At 67.5% G+C, this 17,024-nt stretch carries 12 protein-coding genes; 9 read left to right on the top strand and 3 right to left on the bottom strand.

All coding sequences use genetic code 11. The annotated features are described in order from the left end of the window. Positions 1-210: 210 nt before the first annotated feature. From ACP2AD_RS12665 to ACP2AD_RS12625, 9 genes are all read left to right on the top strand, one after another. Complete coding sequence (locus ACP2AD_RS12665) at positions 211-2,049, top strand: alkyl/aryl-sulfatase (RefSeq protein ID WP_425230404.1); 1,839 nt, start codon at positions 211-213, stop codon at positions 2,047-2,049. A gap of 96 nt (positions 2,050-2,145) precedes the next feature. Further along, entirely contained in the window at positions 2,146-3,219 is a 1,074-nt protein-coding gene (locus ACP2AD_RS12660) for a CgeB family protein (RefSeq protein ID WP_425231171.1), read from the top strand. Next, on the top strand, positions 3,219-3,956 hold the full coding sequence (locus ACP2AD_RS12655) for a sugar phosphate nucleotidyltransferase (protein ID WP_425230403.1): 738 nt from the start codon (positions 3,219-3,221) through the stop codon (positions 3,954-3,956). The genes ACP2AD_RS12660 and ACP2AD_RS12655 overlap by 1 nt, the downstream gene beginning before the upstream one ends. Positions 3,957-4,121: 165 nt before the next feature. After that, on the top strand, positions 4,122-5,858 hold the full coding sequence (locus ACP2AD_RS12650) for a DUF1800 domain-containing protein (RefSeq protein WP_425230402.1): 1,737 nt from the start codon (positions 4,122-4,124) through the stop codon (positions 5,856-5,858). Beyond that, the gene (locus tag ACP2AD_RS12645; RefSeq protein WP_425230401.1) at positions 5,858-7,243 is read left to right on the top strand and encodes a DUF1501 domain-containing protein; all 1,386 of its coding nucleotides are present in this window, start codon (positions 5,858-5,860) and stop codon (positions 7,241-7,243) included. The genes ACP2AD_RS12650 and ACP2AD_RS12645 overlap by 1 nt, the downstream gene beginning before the upstream one ends. A gap of 248 nt (positions 7,244-7,491) precedes the next feature. Further along, positions 7,492-8,388 (top strand): catalase family protein, encoded by an 897-nt coding sequence (locus ACP2AD_RS12640; protein WP_425230400.1) that lies wholly within the window; start codon positions 7,492-7,494, stop codon positions 8,386-8,388. A gap of 79 nt (positions 8,389-8,467) precedes the next feature. Continuing rightward, positions 8,468-9,247, top strand: coding sequence for a metallophosphoesterase family protein (locus ACP2AD_RS12635; protein ID WP_425230399.1), 780 nt, complete (start codon positions 8,468-8,470; stop codon positions 9,245-9,247). A 55-nt stretch (positions 9,248-9,302) separates the two neighbouring features. Continuing rightward, positions 9,303-9,770: a PaaI family thioesterase gene (locus ACP2AD_RS12630; RefSeq protein ID WP_425230398.1), complete on the top strand. Its 468-nt coding sequence runs from the start codon at positions 9,303-9,305 to the stop codon at positions 9,768-9,770. Between the two features lie 171 nt (positions 9,771-9,941). Beyond that, the gene (locus ACP2AD_RS12625) at positions 9,942-10,589 is read left to right on the top strand and encodes a PEPxxWA-CTERM sorting domain-containing protein (protein WP_425230397.1); all 648 of its coding nucleotides are present in this window, start codon (positions 9,942-9,944) and stop codon (positions 10,587-10,589) included. A 12-nt stretch (positions 10,590-10,601) separates the two neighbouring features. On the opposite strand, the gene ACP2AD_RS12620 is transcribed toward ACP2AD_RS12625, so the two are convergent. From ACP2AD_RS12620 to rpoC, 3 genes are all read right to left on the bottom strand, one after another. Continuing rightward, positions 10,602-11,207 (bottom strand): spermidine synthase, encoded by a 606-nt coding sequence (locus tag ACP2AD_RS12620; RefSeq protein ID WP_425231170.1) that lies wholly within the window; start codon positions 11,205-11,207, stop codon positions 10,602-10,604. Positions 11,208-11,263: 56 nt separating this feature from the next. Further along, the gene (locus ACP2AD_RS12615; protein WP_425230396.1) at positions 11,264-12,505 is read right to left on the bottom strand and encodes an MFS transporter; all 1,242 of its coding nucleotides are present in this window, start codon (positions 12,503-12,505) and stop codon (positions 11,264-11,266) included. Between the two features lie 219 nt (positions 12,506-12,724). Beyond that, the gene (gene rpoC / locus ACP2AD_RS12610; protein ID WP_425230395.1) at positions 12,725-17,014 is read right to left on the bottom strand and encodes a DNA-directed RNA polymerase subunit beta'; all 4,290 of its coding nucleotides are present in this window, start codon (positions 17,012-17,014) and stop codon (positions 12,725-12,727) included. Positions 17,015-17,024: the final 10 nt, after the last annotated feature.

Here is a 17,024-nt window from a genome sequence, read left to right as displayed (position 1 = left end):
CCTGGCGTCGGCAACCCGGCCTTGGCCGGGGGGCCTGGTGTTTTTCCTGTCCTACAAGCGCCCGATCATGCTTCATGCAGATATGCACCGACGCCCCGCCATGCTGCCCGATCAAATCGGCGTGCACAGACCACAAGGCGTAGCCCCGACGGCGCTGCAGACCACATCCCGTGGGGACAACATGGACAACATGCAACACGCGACGCAGCCATGACCCGCAACGACGCCACCGCCGCCACCTGCGCGGCGCAGGCCCGTGCCGCCGCGGCGCTGCCGCGCGAGGACGACGCCTTCGCGCTCGCCGATCGCGGCTTCGTCGCAACGATCGAGCATGCGGAGATCCCCGGCATCTGGAGCCAGCGGCCCTACGCTTTTGTCGAAGGCGACGCGCCCGCCACGGTTCATCCCGGCCTGTGGCGGCAGGCGAAGCTGAACGGGCGGCACGGGCTGTACGAGGTGGTGCCCGGCATCTGGCAGGTCCGCGGCTTCGACCTGTCGACCGTCACCTTCGTCCGCGGCGAGAGCGGGTGGATCGTCATCGACCCGCTGACCAGCGCCGAGCCCGCGGCCGCGGCGCTCGCGCTCGCCAACGCGCAGCTTGGCGAGCGGCCGGTGACGGCAGTAATCTACACCCACTGTCACGTCGATCATTATGGCGGCATCCGCGGTGTGCTGCCGCCAGGATCCAATGGTGCGGGCTGCCCGATCTACGCGCCCGAAGGCTTCCTGAAGCACGCGGTCAGCGAGAACGTACTGTGCGGCAACGTGATGGGCCGCCGGGCGACCTATATGTATGGCGCGACGCTGCCGATCGACGCGCAGGGGCATGTTGATTGCGGGCTGGGCAAGGCGGTGTCGCGCGGCACGGTCGGGCTGGTGCCGCCCACCGTCAGCATCACCCGTACCGGCGAGCGCCACGTCGTCGACGGCGTGGAGATCGTGTTCCAGCTGACGCCCGACACCGAAGCGCCGGCGGAGATGAACTTCTACTTCCCGGCTAGCCGAGCGCTGTGCATCGCGGAGAACTGCACCTGCCACCTCCACAACCTCTACACCCCGCGCGGCGCGCCGGTGCGCGATGCGCGCAACTGGAGCCGCTACATCGACGAGGCGCTGCGGCTTTGGGGTGGTGAGGCGGAAGCACTGTTCGCCAGCCATCACTGGCCGCGCTGGGGCGGCGACGCGATCCGGCGCTTCCTGCTGCAGCAGCGCGACCTCTACAAGCTGATCCACGACCAGACGCTCAGGCTCGCCAACCACGGACTCGGTCCGGCGGAGATCGCCGAGCAGCTGGCGCTGCCGCCCGGGCTCGCCGCCGAATGGCATACGCGGGGCTTCTACGGCACGCTCAACCACAATGCTAAGGCGGTCTATCAGCGCTATCTGGGCGCGTTCGACGGCAATCCGGCGACACTCCACCCGCTGCCGCGGGTCGAGGCGGGGCGGCGCTATGTCGCGGCGTGCGGCGGGGCGGCGGCGCTGCTCGCGACGGCGCGGGCGGCGTATGACGCGGGGGACTACCGCTGGGTCGCGGAGCTGGTGAACCATCTCGTCTTCGCCGACCCGGCCGATGCCGATGCGCGGGCGCTGCAGGCCGATGCGCTGGAGCAGCTCGGCTATCAGGCGGAGTCGGGGCCGTGGCGCGACTTCTACCTGAGCGGCGCGAAGGAGCTGCGGGCGCCGCTGCCAAAGAGCGGCACGCCGCGGCAGGGCTCGCTCAACCAGCTCCGCGCGCTGCCCGCCGGCCAGTTGCTGGAGGCGCTGGCGGTGCGCGTTGACGCCGCCAGGGCCGAGGACAATCGCTTCGTGCTCGGCTTCACCGATACGGGCGAGGCATTCGAGGTCGAGCTGTCGAATGGTGTCCTGCATCACCGTCCCGCTAAACAGCCGATCGTCAGCCTCGCGCGCCCAACGCTGATCGCGCTGGTCGGCGGCGAGCAGCAGCTGGGCGATGCCGCGGTCGAGGGCGACAGTGCCCCGCTTGCCCGCCTTCTCGCCTGCCTCGACCGGTTCGATTTCTGGTTCCCGCTGGTCGAGCCGTTAACCTGACGCAACGCCGCGCCGCTTTGTAGCGTGCAGAACGGAACGCGGCGGCCGCCTCCCCGTTGGCGCGCGACCGGGGGAGGCGGGCAGCAATTGAAGATCGTGGTGTTCGGGCTGACCGTCAGCTCGTCCTGGGGTAACGGCCATGCGACGCTGTGGCGCGGGCTGATCCGCGCGCTGACGGCGGCGGGACATCATGTCACCTTCGTCGAGAAGGACGTGCCCTGGTATCGGCACAAGCGCGACGTGCACGACCTGCCCGGCGGGCGGCTGCTGCTCTACACCGACTGGGCGGAGGCGCTCGCCGCCAGACGCGACCTGCTGGACGCCGATGCGCTGATCGTCACATCCTATTGTCCCGACGCCGTGGCGGCGACCGCGTTGATCGAGGCGGAGGGACAGGGCGTGCGTCTGTTCTACGACCTCGACACGCCCGTGACGCTGGCGCGGCTCGCGGCGGGGGAGACGGTCGATTACCTGCCGCCGCATGGGCTGGGTGGTTTCGACCTGGTGCTGAGCTACACCGGTGGCCCCGCCCTCGACGCCTTGCGCGACCGGCTTGGCGCGCGGGCGGCGGCGCCGCTTTACGGCCATGTCGATCCCGGCACCCACCATCCCGCCCCGCCGCGAGCGATGTTCAGGGGCGACCTGTCCTATCTCGGCACCTACGCCGCCGACCGCCAGCCGACGGTCGAGCGGCTGTTCGTCGCGCCCGCCGGGCGCGCGCCGGAGCAGCGGTTCGTGCTCGGCGGGTCGAGCTACCCCGCCGATTTTCCCTGGCAGCCGAACATCCACTTTATGGACCATGTCGGCCCCGCCGATCACCCGGCCTTCTTCTGCTCCTCGCGCCTGACGCTCAATGTCACCCGCGCGGACATGGCGGCGATGGGCTGGTGCCCGTCCGGGCGGCTCTTTGAGGCCGCGGCGTGCGGCGCGCCGATCGTGTCGGACAGCTGGCCGGGGCTGGAGCGGTTCTTCACCCCGGGCGAGGAAATCCTCCTGGCGGCAGAAGCGGATGACGTGCTCGCCGCGCTGGCGTTGGGCGACGGCGAGCTGCGCCGCATCGCCGACGCCGCACGCGCACGGGTGCTGGCCGAGCATAGCAGCGCCGCCCGCGCGGCCGAGCTGGTGCGGCTGATCGAAGCGGCGCGTGCGCCCGCGCAGGCTGCCGCCTGATGTGGGGCATCATCCCCGCCGCGGGCAACGGCACGCGTATCCAGCCGCTCGCCTTTTCCAAAGAGCTGCTCCCGGTCGGCAGCCGCACCGATGCCGACGGCGCCGAGCGGCCAAAGGCGGTCAGCGAATATCTGGTCGAGCGGATGATCGCGGGCGGCGCCAGCAAGATCTGCTTCGTCATCAGCCCGGCCAAGTCCGACATCGTCCGTTACTATGGCGGCGGCATCCCCGGCGAGGCGGCGACCGCGTTCGTCGTCCAGCCGCAGGCGGCGGGACTGTGCGATGCGATCTTCCGTGCCCTGCCGCTGATCAGCGCGGACGAGCCGGTGCTGGTCGGCCTGCCCGACACGATCTGGTTCCCCGCCGACGCGCTGGCGCGGCTGCCCGACGATCGGCTCAGCTTCCTGCTGTTTCCGGTCGAACGTCCCGACCTGTTCGATGCGGTGGTGCTGGGAGAGGGCGATCGCGTCGTGGAGATCCAGGTGAAGCAGCCTGACGCGCACTCCCATTGGGTATGGGGCGCGTTCAAGATACCGGGGCGCGTCCTTCACGATCTGCATCACCTCTGGCGGCAACCCGGCCGCGGCGACGAGTATATCGGCACGCTGGTCAACGCCTGGCTGGCGCTCGGCAACGAGGCGATCGGGGTAAGGGCGGGCGAATCATACGTCGATGTCGGCACGCTCGACGGTTATCGGCAGGCGGTCGCGCTGCTCGCCAAAGGTCATGCACCGTAACGGGCGCGCGGCCGACAGTTCCGTACCGGACGTTTCTGCGCCCAACGTCCCCGCCGGTGCGATGGATGGCGCGTCCTTAACCTTACCCGGCAAGGGTTTAGCGGGTAATAGGGCCGCACAAGAACTGGAGGCGGCTCGACCTGATCGGCCGCGGGTGGGGACGATATGCTGGACGGGACGGGCTCTCCTTTGGTGGATGAGGCGGCCGCCGATGCCGCTCTGCTGGGCGCGGGCCCGGTGGCAGGCGCCGGCCTGTCGCTGCCGACGCTGGCGGTCGGCGCATCCGCCCTGGCGCTCGCGGCGTGCGGCGACGGCGGCTCGACCGGTTCTACCAGCAGCGGCGGCGGGGGCGGCACGACCACCCCGCCGGTCGTCGTCACTGTCGCCGCGCCGACCCAGGTCGAGGCGAGCCGTTACCTCGCGCAGACGACGATGGGCGCTACCACCGACAGCATCGCCGCCGTTTCCGCCAAGGGGTACAGCGCCTGGTTGGACGACCAGTTCGCGATGACGCGGGCGACGTCGCATTGGGACTGGCTGCAAAACAACGGCTTCAACGTCGCGGCCAACATCAACGCGGAGACGGGCTTCGACGTCACCATGTGGCGTCAGCTGATCGCCGAGCCCGACCAGCTGCGCCAGCGCGTCGGCATGGCGCTGCTCGACATGCTGGTGGTCGGGATCAGCGGCGTCAATCTGAACTGGAAGCAGTTCGCGATGGCGGCCTATGTCGACGTGCTGCTCGACAATGCTTTTAGCAATTACCGCCAGATCATGGACGCGATCACGTTCAACGCCGCGATGGGCTCGTTCCTGACCTTCCTCGGCAACAAAAAGGCGAACGCGACGACGGGCGCGCAGCCTGACGAGAACTACGCCCGCGAGCTGATGCAGCTGTTCACGCTGGGCCTCTATCAGCTCAACGCCGACGGTTCGATCAAGACGAGCGGCGGCGTGCCGCTGGAGACCTACACGCCCGCCGACGTGTCGGGGCTGGCGCGCGTGTTCACCGGGCTGAACCTGGCCACGTCGGACTCCACCACGCCCGCACGCTACAAGCTGCCGCTGGTGATGACGGCCTCGACCAATGAGACCGGCACCGCCAGCTTTCTCGGCGCGTCGACCAGCGGTGGCGGCACCGCGGCGATCAAGGTCGCGCTCGACACCATCTTCGCGCACGCCAACATCGCGCCGTTCGTGTCGAAGCAGCTGATCCAGCGCCTCGTCACCTCGAATCCGTCCGCCGCCTATGTCGGCCGCGTCTCGGCCGCCTTTGCCGACAACGGCGCGGGTGTGCGCGGCGACATGAAGGCCGTGCTAAAGGCGATCCTGCTCGACACCGAAGCGCGCTCGGCTGCGGCGTTGACCTCGACCACCGCCGGGCGGCTGCGCGAGCCCTTCACCCGGCTGACCGGCTGGGCGCGTGCGTACAACGTCACCTCGCCCTCCAATGGCTGGGCGATCGGCGACACCTCGTCGACGACGACGCGGCTTGCCCAGTCGCCGGGGCGCAGCGGCTCGGTGTTCAACTTCTTCCGCCCCGGCTACACGCCGCCCAACACGCCGATCAGCAGCGCCGGGCTGGTGGCGCCGGAGTTCCAGATCACCAACGAACAGACGGTGATCGCCTATGTCAACTACATGTATGCGCTGATCGTCAACGGCACCGGCGACGTGAAGGCGGACTATACCGCCATCCTCGCCAAGGCGGCGGACAGCCAGGCGCTGATCGACGACGTCAATCTGGTGCTCGCCGCCGGGCAGCTGTCGACCGCCACCGTCGCCTCGATCAAGGCGGCGATCGACACGATCTCGGCCACCGCGACGACCGGGCCTCAGAACCGGGTCAACACCGCCATCCTCCTGACGCTCGCGTCGCCCGACTACCTTACGGTGAAGTGATGAGCTGCTTCGAGCACGACCAGAGCCGCCGCGCCTTCCTCGCCCGTGCCGGCGCGCTGGGCATCGCCGGCGTCGCCACCCCCTTCGTCACCAGCCTCGGCGCGATCGGCGAGGCGGCGGCGGCGACCGCGACCGACTACAAGGCGCTGGTCTGCGTCTTCCTTTATGGCGGCAACGACTATGCCAATACGCTGCCGCCCTATGACACCGCCGGTTACGCGCAATACGCCGCGGCGCGGCAAAACATCGCGCTCAACCGCTCCGCGCTCGACGCGACGGCGCTGACGCCGCTCAACGCGCTGGGCGGGCGGCAATATGCGCTGGCGCCCAACCTCGCGCCGCTGCTGCCGATCTTCAACGCGGGCAAGCTGGCGACTGTGCTCAACCTTGGCACGCTGGTACAGCCCACCACCAAGGCGCAATATACGGCGCAGTCGGTCAAGCTGCCGCCAAAGCTGTTCAGCCACAACGATCAGCAGAGCTATTTCCAGGCGTCGAGCCCCGAGGGCGCGACATCGGGCTGGGGCGGGCGCATCGGTGATGTGTTCCAGTCGGGCAACGGCACCGCCACGCTGACCTGCATCAACGCCAGTGGCAATGCGGTCTACCTGACCGGCAAGTCGGCGCTGCAATATACGGTCGGCACCGGCGGTCCGATCGCGCTGCTCTCCAACGCAACGACGCTGTTCGGGTCGACCACGGTGCCGTCGACGCTACGCTCGCTGATGACCGGCACGCCGACGCATCTGTTCGCGAGCGAGCACGCCAAGGTATCGAAGCGCGCGCTCGACACCTATAGCCAGGTTACGACCGCGCTGGCGGGGGCGCCCGCCGCCAACTTCACGCAGTTTCCGACCGGCAACAATCTCGCCGACCAGCTCAAGATGGTGGCGCGGCTGATCTCGGTATCGAGCGAGCTCGGCGCCAAGCGCCAGGTCTTCTTCGTCAGCGCCGGCGGCTACGATCTGCATGACAACCTCGTCGCCCAGCATCCGGGTCTGATGACGACGCTGGGCTCGGCAATGCGCGGGTTCTACGACACGACCGTCCAGCTCGGCGTGGCGGACCGGGTGACGACTTTCACCGGCTCTGATTTCGGCCGCACGCTGCAATCGAACGACGACGGCTCGGATCATGGCTGGGGCTCGATGCACTTCGTCATGGGTGGCGCGGTCAAGGGCCAGCGCATGTACGGAACCCCGCCCGCGATCGGCAACGGCACGGCAGACGATGTGGGCCAGGGGCGGCTGCTACCGACCACCTCGGTCGATCAGTACGCGTCGACCCTGGCGAGCTGGTTCGGCGTGTCGAACACCGACATGGCCACGGTGCTGCCGAACATCGGCAACTACAATCAGTCGACCTGGAACCAGGGCTTCCTGTAATTTCCCCCTCGCGAACGTGACTGGAACGAGAGGGAACGCCCCGCATTTCCGACAGTTAGGCAGGTACCTTCGTCAAAGGAACCGCCATGAACCCGCCCGTCCGTTTCTCGCCCGCCATTGAAGACATTTAACTCGACGAGGCGGAGACGATCGGCAAGCCGGACGAGCAGTTCCGCAGCGTTCAGGAGACGACTGCCAAGGATTATCAGCACGGCGTTCGGGCGGTTCATGCCAAGGCGCATGGGATTGTGCGCGGCACGTTCACCGTTCCCGACGGACTGCCCGCCGATATGGCGCAGGGTCTGTTCGCCCGCCCCGGCCGCTACGAGGCGATCCTGCGCATCTCACCCAGCCGGGAGACATTCTCGACGACAGCGTCAACTCGCCACGCGGGCGGCCGGCTGCCAGGTTCCGAGGGCGACACGACGCAGGATTTCATCGGCGTCAATGGGCCGACGTTCGGCGCCAAGACCACGGCCAAGTTCCTCGCCAACCTGAAGATGCTCGCCAAGACCACCGACAAGATGGAGGGCGTCAAGAAGGCGCTGTCCGCCGTCCTGCAGCCGATCGAGGCGGGGCTGGAAGCGGTGGGGCTCGGCTCGGCCAACCTCCAGCAGCTCGGTGGCGCCGCCCCCGTCCATCCGCTGGGCGAGACCTATTTCAGCCAGACCGCCTATCGCTACGGTGACCATGTCGCCAAATGGGCGCTGTTTCCGGTGTCGAAGGGGCTGACGGACCTTACGGGCACGGCCGTTCACACCAGCGGCCGCCCCGATGCGATCCGCGAGGCGGTCAACGAAGAGCTGATCGAAGGCGGCGGCACCTGGGAACTGCGCATCCAGCTTGCCCGCGACCTCGACAAGCAGCCGGTGGAGGACGCGACCATCGAGTGGAAGGAGGCCGATGCCCCATTCGTGACCGTCGCGACGCTGGAGGTGGCGCCGCAGGTGGGGTGGACGCCGATGGAAAGCACGCGGACCGAGGACAGCCTCGCCTTCAATATCTGGCACGGCCTGGCCGCGCATCAGCCGCTCGGCAACATCAACCGCGCGCGCCGGGACACCTACACCGCGTCGGCCGAGCGCCGCGGCGCGGTCAATGGCTGTCCGATGCACGAGGCGCGGACGCTGGCGGAGGTGGGCTGAGTAACCCTGCCGTCATGCTGAGACGAGCTCAGCATGACGGAGTAGAGGGACTGCGCATGGTCGGCTACACCTCTTCATGATGGCTAAGCTCTTCCACCTCAGCGACGTCCATTTCGGCGCCGAGGATCCCAACGCGCTCGCCTGGTTCGCGGCTTGCGTCCGTGACGAGTCGCCCGACGCGGTGATCATGACCGGCGACCTGACGATGCGGGCGACACGCGGCGAGTTCGACGCGGGCGCGCGATGGCTGGGCGGCCTGGGCGTGCCGGTGACGGTGGAAATCGGCAATCACGATGTTCCTTATTATTCGGACCCGCTCCGCCGCCTGTTCCGGCCCTATCACCGCTACGCCGCGGTCGAACGGATGCTGGAGCGCCCGCTTGCGGTACCCGGGGTCACGGTCGTCCCGCTCAAGACGGTGGCGCGACTGCAATGGCGCGTCGACCAGTCGAAGGGGCGGGTGAGCGAACATTCGCTTGCCGCCGCGCTGCAGCTGATCGCGGCGGCCCCCAAGGACGACCTGATCCTGGTTGCCGCGCACCATCCGCTGCTCGATGCGGGTCTGACCGAAGCGACCCGCACCCGCGGCGGCGGCGCTGCGTTGGAGCGGCTGGCTGCGGCGGGCGCCGATGCGGTGCTGTCGGGGCACGTTCACTATCCCTTCGATCTGCCGGTCGAGCGGGCGGGCCGCACCATCCGCCTCATCGGCTGCGGCACCTTGTCGAAGCGTCTGCGCCATACGCCGCCCGGCTTCAACGAGATCCGTGCCGAAGGGCGGCGCTTCGAGACGATCGCGCGCGCCATGACGCCCGCGCCGGACGCCGTGCTCGGCGAGGGCAAGGCCGACCCGGACGCCTGACCGGCGAGCGCTGTCCGGAGGTTGCACCGTCGCCCCGACCGCGTAGGAGGCGGGCATGAGTGCACAGATCGGGACGGGCGCGACCCATGAGCCGGACAGCCGCCTCAAGCGCATCGAGGATGGCGACTGGGCGGGCTGGTATCAGTGGCAGAGCGACGCCTTCGAGACCCGCGCCGGGCCGTTCTATGAGCGGGTCGACGAGACGGGCGCGGGCATCACCGCCTTTCGGGCCGGACCCGAGCACATGAACGGCGGCGGCTTCATGCATGGCGGCTGCCTGATGACCTTTGCCGACAGCGCGCTGTTCACGATTGCGCGGCCCGCAATGGAGGGTAGCTTCGGCGTGACGGTGAACCTGTCCGGTGACTTTCTGGACAGTGCGCGGACCGGCGAATGGGTGGAGGCGCGGGGCGAGATTACCCGCGCGGCGCGCTCGCTCCTGTTCGTGCGCGGGCTGGTGACGGCGGCCGAGCGGCCGATCCTGAGCTTCACCGGCATCATCAAAAAGGTGGGACGCCGCTGAGGGCCGCGCCTCGTTGTGCCTCGCTTTGGCACAGCAGTTCCAAACAGGCGTGCTTAATAATGCGACATGGCAACGACTTATCGCTCGCGTCGTCGCTGAGCCGTTAACCAAGCTGGAACGTTGTAGCGCAAACGTGCAGCGGCATAGCTCATCCTTGAACACGAGGATGACATGAACAAAGCGATCATTGCAGCCGCGCTGGCGACCGCGACCCTTGCCGCACCCGCGCTGGCCACGCCGGTCAAGGCGCCGACGCCGACGATCATCTACACGCCCAACGTGTATTCGCTCCCGGGCTGGACCACCGCGACGGTGTTCGAAAGCTTCACGGGCGCGGCCAACACCGGGCCCGGCGGCACCTATAAGCCGGTCAGCGGCGAGACCGTGGCGGGCGGGGTCTACGCCCGCAGCCTTGGCGGCAACACCTATTTGGAGGTCGATCCCGGCGGCAGCTACAAGGTCAGCTTCAGCTCGATGGTGCAGTATCTGTCGTTCAACGTATGGTCGTGGGCAGCGTCCGACACGGCGACCTTGACCTTCAGGAACGGCACCACGCTGGCGCTGGCGGGCGGCGCGATCTTCGGCGTCAACGGCGCGAGCAAGCTCGGCACCAATGGCACCGTCATCGTCGACATGACCGGCCAATCCGGCATCGCCTCGATCCAGTTCGCCAATGGCGACGACTGTAACGCCTTCTTCCTCGACAACCTCGCGTCGGCGGCGCCCGAGCCGGGCAGTTGGGCGCTGATGATCCTGGGCTTCGGCTTAGCCGGCGCTACACTCCGCAGCAGGCGCAGGGCCGGGTTGGCCTTCGCCTGATCGCAGGCCCCCTCAATCGCGGCGCGCGAACCAGATCACGTGCTGCGGCCCCTTGCCGTTCTGCCGCGCCCGTACCCTGACCTCGTCGACGGCGAGCCCCGCTGCCGTCAGCCGCCTTGCGAAGGCCTCGTCGGGTGCCGCCGACCACACCGCCAATACTCCCCCGGGGATCAGCGCCGCCCGCGCCGCCATCAGCCCGGCGCGGGTGTACAGCCCGTCATTACCCGCGCGCGTCAGCCCGTCGGGGCCGTTGTCGACGTCCAGCAGGATCGCGTTCCACCCGCCGCGCGCGATCGCGTCGCGTACATCCTCGATCCGTGTCGCGACCCGCGGATCGTCCAGACATCCGGCGGTCAACGCCGCCATCGGCCCGCGCGCCCAGTCGATGATGTCGGGCACCAATTCCGCTACCGTCACCTGCGCATCCGCCCCCAGGGCGCGCAGCACCGCACGCAGCGTGAACCCCATGCCATAGCCGCCGATCAGCACCCGCGGCGCAACTACCCTGGCAAGCCGCGCGCAGGTCAGCATGCCCAGCGCATCTTCCGACCCGCTCATCCGCGTGCTCATCAGCTCGTTGCGGTCGAGCAGGATCATGAAGTCGCCGCCGCGCCGCATCAGCCGCAGCGGCGCCCCGCCCGGCACCGGCGCCTTCGCCACGAGGGTCAACGGTATCACGCGCGAGGCCGGGTGGCCGCGGCGAACAACGCAAAGGCGGCGATCGTCGCGGCGGGCAGGACAAGCTCACCATACAGCATCGCCGCCGTACCATAGCGGTCGTGCATCCAGCCGTCGAAGCTGGTCATCCCGGCGATCGGGACGTTGGAGATCGCGGCCATCACGTTGAAGTTCGTCGCCGCTGACCGGCGTCCGATCGCGTCGAGCACCACCGTTGAATAGGCTGCGTAACCGCCACCGACGAACAAACCATAGGTCAGCGTTCCCGCCACGAACGCCGCCGGGCTGCGCGGCGCCCCGACCATCATCGCTGCGGTCGCGCCGGCCAACAATCCGAACAGACAGTAAGCCCGCTTCACGTCCATCCGATCGCACAGATAGCCGCCCGCCAGCGCGCCTGCCGCGGTCACCGCACCGCCGACCACCCCGCTGACCAGTGCGACCAGATCGCCGCCCGCATGCCACTCGCCAGCAATCGCAGCCCAGGGCACGCCGGCCGACGCGATCGGCAGCAGCATGATGGCGAGGGCAAGGTAACCGCGACGCGATCGCGCGACCGCCAGGACGTCGCCCACCACTGCCCTGAGCTGCGCCCAATAAGGCATTGCTGGCCGGAGGCGGGGCAGGGGAGGCAACATCAAGACAAAGCCCCAGCAGGCGACGCAGATCGCTGCCAGTACCGCGCCCGATACCCAGGGCCGTGCGATATGCTGCGCGAGTATCAGCCCGATGCCCCCGCCGATCCCCGATCCGCCGAGATTACCCGCCTGGCCCCAGCCGCTTGCCCGGCCGCGCATCGTCTCCACGACACCGTGCGTCAGGAAAATCTCGGTCGACATACTGACAAAAGTCGATGCGACCGAAGAGGCGACGGCCAGTGCGGTCAGCACCGGCAACGCCCCGGCGGCCGCGGGCAGCGTACTCATCACGAGCAACGTCGCGCCGACACCGAGCGCGCCCGCGCCGTACCATAGTTTCGGATTACCGCCCGTATCGACCAGCGGCGCCCACAACAGCTTCCACGTCTGCGGCCAGATCGACGCCGCAATGATCGTCGCGATCGCGAAGGTGCTCACCCCCGCGCGCCCGAGCAGAAATGCCAGCGTGACGGCGACATAGCCGTTCGCGATGCCAAACGGTGCAAACAAGGGCAGGAAGATTGCCGTGCGGCGGATCGGCGCTACCGTGACGTCTGGCTGCGCCACTACACTCGTTGCCGCCTCCGCCTGAACGGTCACAGCGGGGCGGACGATGGATGAACAAACGTCATCCCTTGTCATGCGATCGCGGATCGTCCGGCGCAACCCACCCCCGGTGCGCAGGTCGATCCTGTCGCGTCACCTAATCGGAGCTGGCGGATGAGGATGGCCAGCGCAGCACGGGTCTGTACCGCTCAAACAAAAACCGCCGCCCGGCATGGTCCGGGCGGCGGCTTGTCGCTGTCGGCGTTGGCCTTACTAGCTGTTCAGATACTCACCGGCATCCTCGTCGCGACCTTGACCGCTGACCACGACTTCGGCGAGCGGATCGTCGCCCGTGCCGCCCGCGTCGCGAGCGTTGCGGGCCAGCTCGGCCGCATGTTCCTCCGCCGCCGTAGCCGGTGCGACCAGTGCCGCCGACATCGCCCGCTGCTGCGCGCGGAGCGCCACGTCGCGGCTGGTCGCCGCCACGCGCAGGCGGTTCATGCCCGCGCCCGTGCCCGCCGGGATCAGGCGGCCGACGATGACGTTCTCCTTCAGGCCCTGCAACGTGTCCTGCTTGCCCTGGACCGCCGCCTCGGTGAGGACGCGGGTGGTCTCCTGGAACGACGCGGCCGAAATGAAGCTGCGGGTCTGCAACGACGCCTTGGTGATGCCAAGCAGGATCGGCTTGCCCTGTGCCGGCTGCTGCCCCGCCTCAAGCTTGGCGTTGGTCGCGTCCATTTCATCGCGGTCGAGCTGTTCGCCCTTCAGCAACGTGGTGTCGCCGCCGTCGGTGATCTCGACCTTCTGCAGCATCTGACGAACGATCACCTCGATGTGCTTGTCGTTGATCTTCACGCCCTGAAGGCGATAGACCTCCTGGATCTCGCTGACAAGATATTCGGCCAGCGGCTCGATCCCCATTGTCTCCAGGATGTCGTGCGGATCGGGCGATCCGCCGATCAGATTATCGCCGCGCTTGACGTAGTCACCTTCCTGGACGTCGATGACCTTCGACTTCGGGATCAGATACTCCACGACCTCGCCGTCATCGGGCTGGATGCCGATCTTGCGTTTGGCCTTGTAGTCCTTGCCGAAGATGACACGCCCCGAGACCTTGGCGATGATCGCGGAGTCCTTGGGAATGCGCGCCTCGAACAGCTCTGCCACCCGCGGCAGACCGCCGGTGATGTCGCGGGTCTTGGCCGACTCGCGGCTGACGCGGGCGAGCACGTCGCCAGCCTGTACCTGCGCGCCGTCCTCGACCGACAGTGTCGCACCCGACGCGAGCATGTAGCGCGCCGCCTCGCCCTCATCGGACCCGGTCAGGGTCAGGCGGGGACGAAGGTCCTCCTTCGACTTGGCAGTGGTGCGGTATTCGGTGACGACGCGCTGGGCGATGCCCGTCGCCTCATCGGTCTGCTCGGTCAGCGTCTTGCCCTCGAGCAGGTCCTGATACTTCACGATGCCCGCGGTCTCCGTAATCACCGGCATGGTGAAGGGATCCCACTCCGCCATCCGGTCACCCTTCTCCAGGATGTGGCCGTCATCGAACATCACGTACGCGCCGTAAGGGATGCGGTGCGACGATAGCTCGCGGCCGTCCATGTCGTTGATCACGATCTCACCCGACCGACTGAGCACGACGCGGCGGCCACGCTGATCGACGATCAGGCGCAGATCCTTGAACGTGGCGGTGCCGTCGACCGGTGCCTCCAGATTGGACTGCTCGTTGAGCTGTGCCGCGCCGCCGATGTGGAAGGTCCGCATCGTCAGCTGGGTGCCGGGCTCGCCGATCGACTGAGCGGCGATGACACCCACCGCCTCGCCGATATTGACGGGCGTGCCGCGCGCGAGGTCGCGGCCATAGCATTTGCCGCAGACGCCGATCTTGCTTTCGCAGACCAGCGGCGAGCGGATCTTCATCCCCTGAATGCCGATCCCTTCGATCTGCGCGATCATCGGCTCGTCGAGCAGCGTGCCCGACGGGATGACAACCTTGCCGGTCTTGGCGTCAACCACGTCCTCGGCCGTGGTGCGGCCCAGGATGCGCTCGCCCAGCGACGCGATGGTCGATCCGCCCTGGACGATCGCCTTCATCTCCAGCGCGCGCTCGGTACCGCAATCCTCCTCGATGATGACGCAATCCTGCGACACGTCGACCAGGCGGCGGGTGAGGTAGCCCGAGTTCGCGGTCTTCAACGCCGTGTCCGCAAGGCCCTTGCGGGCGCCATGAGTGGAGTTGAAGTACTCAAGGACGGTCAGGCCCTCCTTGAAGTTCGAGATGATCGGCGTCTCGATGATTTCCCCCGACGGTTTCGCCATGAGGCCACGCATCCCGGCGAGCTGCTTGATCTGGGCCTGCGAGCCACGCGCGCCCGAGTGCGCCATCATGTAGATCGAGTTGATCGGCTTCTCACGGCCGGCCATCACGCCGTCGTCGTCGCTATAGCGGCGGACGGCCTTGATCTCGTTCATCATCGAGTTCGCGACCTGGTCGCCGCAGCGGCTCCAGGCGTCGATCACCTTGTTGTACTTCTCCTGCTGCGTGATCAGGCCGTCCTGATACTGCTGCTCGAAGTCCTTCACCTGATCGCGCGTCTCGTTGACCAGCACGTCCTTGTCGGGCGCGATGATCATGTCGTCCTTGCCGAACGAGATGCCCGCCTTGAACGCGTGGCGGAAGCCCAGCGCCATGATCGCGTCGGCGAACAGCACCGTGTCCTTCTGGCCGGTGTGGCGATAGACCTCGTCGATCACGTCGCCGACGTCCTTCTTGGTCAGCAGGCGGTTGACGGTGTCGAACGGCACCTTGTGCGACTTGGGCAGTGTCTCGCCGAGCAGCATGCGCCCCGGGGTCGTCTCGTACCGCTTGAGGTACTGCTTACCCTTCTCGTCGGTCTGCGGCACCCGGCTGATCACCTTGGTGTGGAGCGTCACCGCACCCGCCTCCAGCGCCTGATGCACCTCGGCCATGTCGGTCAGCATCATGCCTTCGCCCGGCTCGCCGGTCTTCTCCATCGACAGGTAATAGAGGCCCAGCACCATGTCCTGCGACGGCACGATTATCGGCTTGCCATTGGCGGGCGAGAGAATGTTGTTGGTCGACATCATCAGCACGCGCGCTTCCAACTGGGCTTCAAGGCTCAGCGGAACGTGGACGGCCATCTGATCGCCGTCGAAGTCGGCGTTGAACGCCGAGCAGACGAGCGGGTGGAGCTGGATCGCCTTGCCCTCGATCAGGACGGGCTCGAACGCCTGGATGCCGAGACGGTGGAGCGTCGGCGCGCGGTTGAGCATCACCGGATGCTCGCGGATCACCTCGTCGAGGATGTCCCAGACTTCCTTACGCTCCTTCTCGACCCACTTCTTGGCCTGCTTGAGCGTCATCGACAGCCCCTTGGCGTCGAGCCGCGCGTAGATGAACGGCTTGAACAGCTCGAGCGCCATCTTCTTCGGCAGGCCGCACTGGTGCAGCTTCAGCTCAGGCCCGGTGACGATGACCGAGCGGCCCGAATAGTCGACGCGCTTGCCGAGCAGGTTCTGGCGGAAGCGGCCCTGCTTGCCCTTGAGCATGTCGGACAGCGACTTGAGCGGCCGCTTGTTGGCGCCGGTGATCGTCCGGCCACGGCGGCCATTGTCGAACAGCGCGTCGACCGCCTCCTGCAGCATCCGCTTCTCGTTGCGCACGATGATGTCCGGCGCGCGCAGCTCCATCAGCCGCTTGAGGCGGTTGTTGCGGTTGATGACGCGGCGATACAGGTCGTTGAGGTCCGACGTCGCGAAGCGGCCGCCGTCGAGCGGCACCAGCGGGCGCAGCTCGGGCGGGATGACCGGCACGACCTCAAGAATCATCCACTCCGGGCGGTTGCCCGAGTCGATGAAGCTCTCAACGACCTTCAGCCGCTTGATGATCTTCTTGGGCTTCAGCTCGGACTTGGTGACCGCCAATTCTTCCAGCAGCTCCTTGCGCTCGCCCTCAAGGTCCAGGTCCTCCAGCATCTTGCGCACGGCCTCGGCGCCGATGCCGGCCGAGAAGGCGTCCTCGCCATACTCGTCCTGCGCCTCGAGGAGCTCGTCCTCGGTCATCAGCTGGAACTTTTCCAGCGGAGTGAGGCCCGGCTCGGTGACGATGTACGCCTCGAAATAGAGGACGCGCTCCAGCTGCTTGAGCTGCATGTCGAGCAGCAGGCCGATGCGGCTCGGCAGCGACTTCAGGAACCAGATGTGAGCGACCGGCGCGGCCAGCTCGATATGGCCCATCCGCTCCCGGCGCACCTTCGACACGGTGACCTCGACGCCGCACTTCTCGCAGACGATGCCCTTGTACTTCATCCGCTTGTACTTGCCGCACAGGCACTCGTAATCCTTGATCGGACCGAAGATGCGCGCGCAGAACAGGCCGTCACGCTCGGGCTTGAACGTGCGGTAGTTGATCGTCTCGGGCTTCTTGATCTCGCCGAACGACCACGAGCGGATCTTGTCCGGGGACGCGATGCCAATTTGGATCTGGTCGAAGGTCTCGGGCTTCGCGATCGGATTTGCGAAGGGTGTCATGTCGTTCATCTTGAACCTC

Origin of the sequence: Sphingomonas sp., assembly GCF_965248875.1 — a bacterium.
In the GTDB taxonomy this organism is placed as follows: domain Bacteria; phylum Pseudomonadota; class Alphaproteobacteria; order Sphingomonadales; family Sphingomonadaceae; genus Sphingomonas.
Note: the sequence above shows the minus strand (reverse complement) of the source record. Positions and strands in the feature narration are given on the sequence as shown.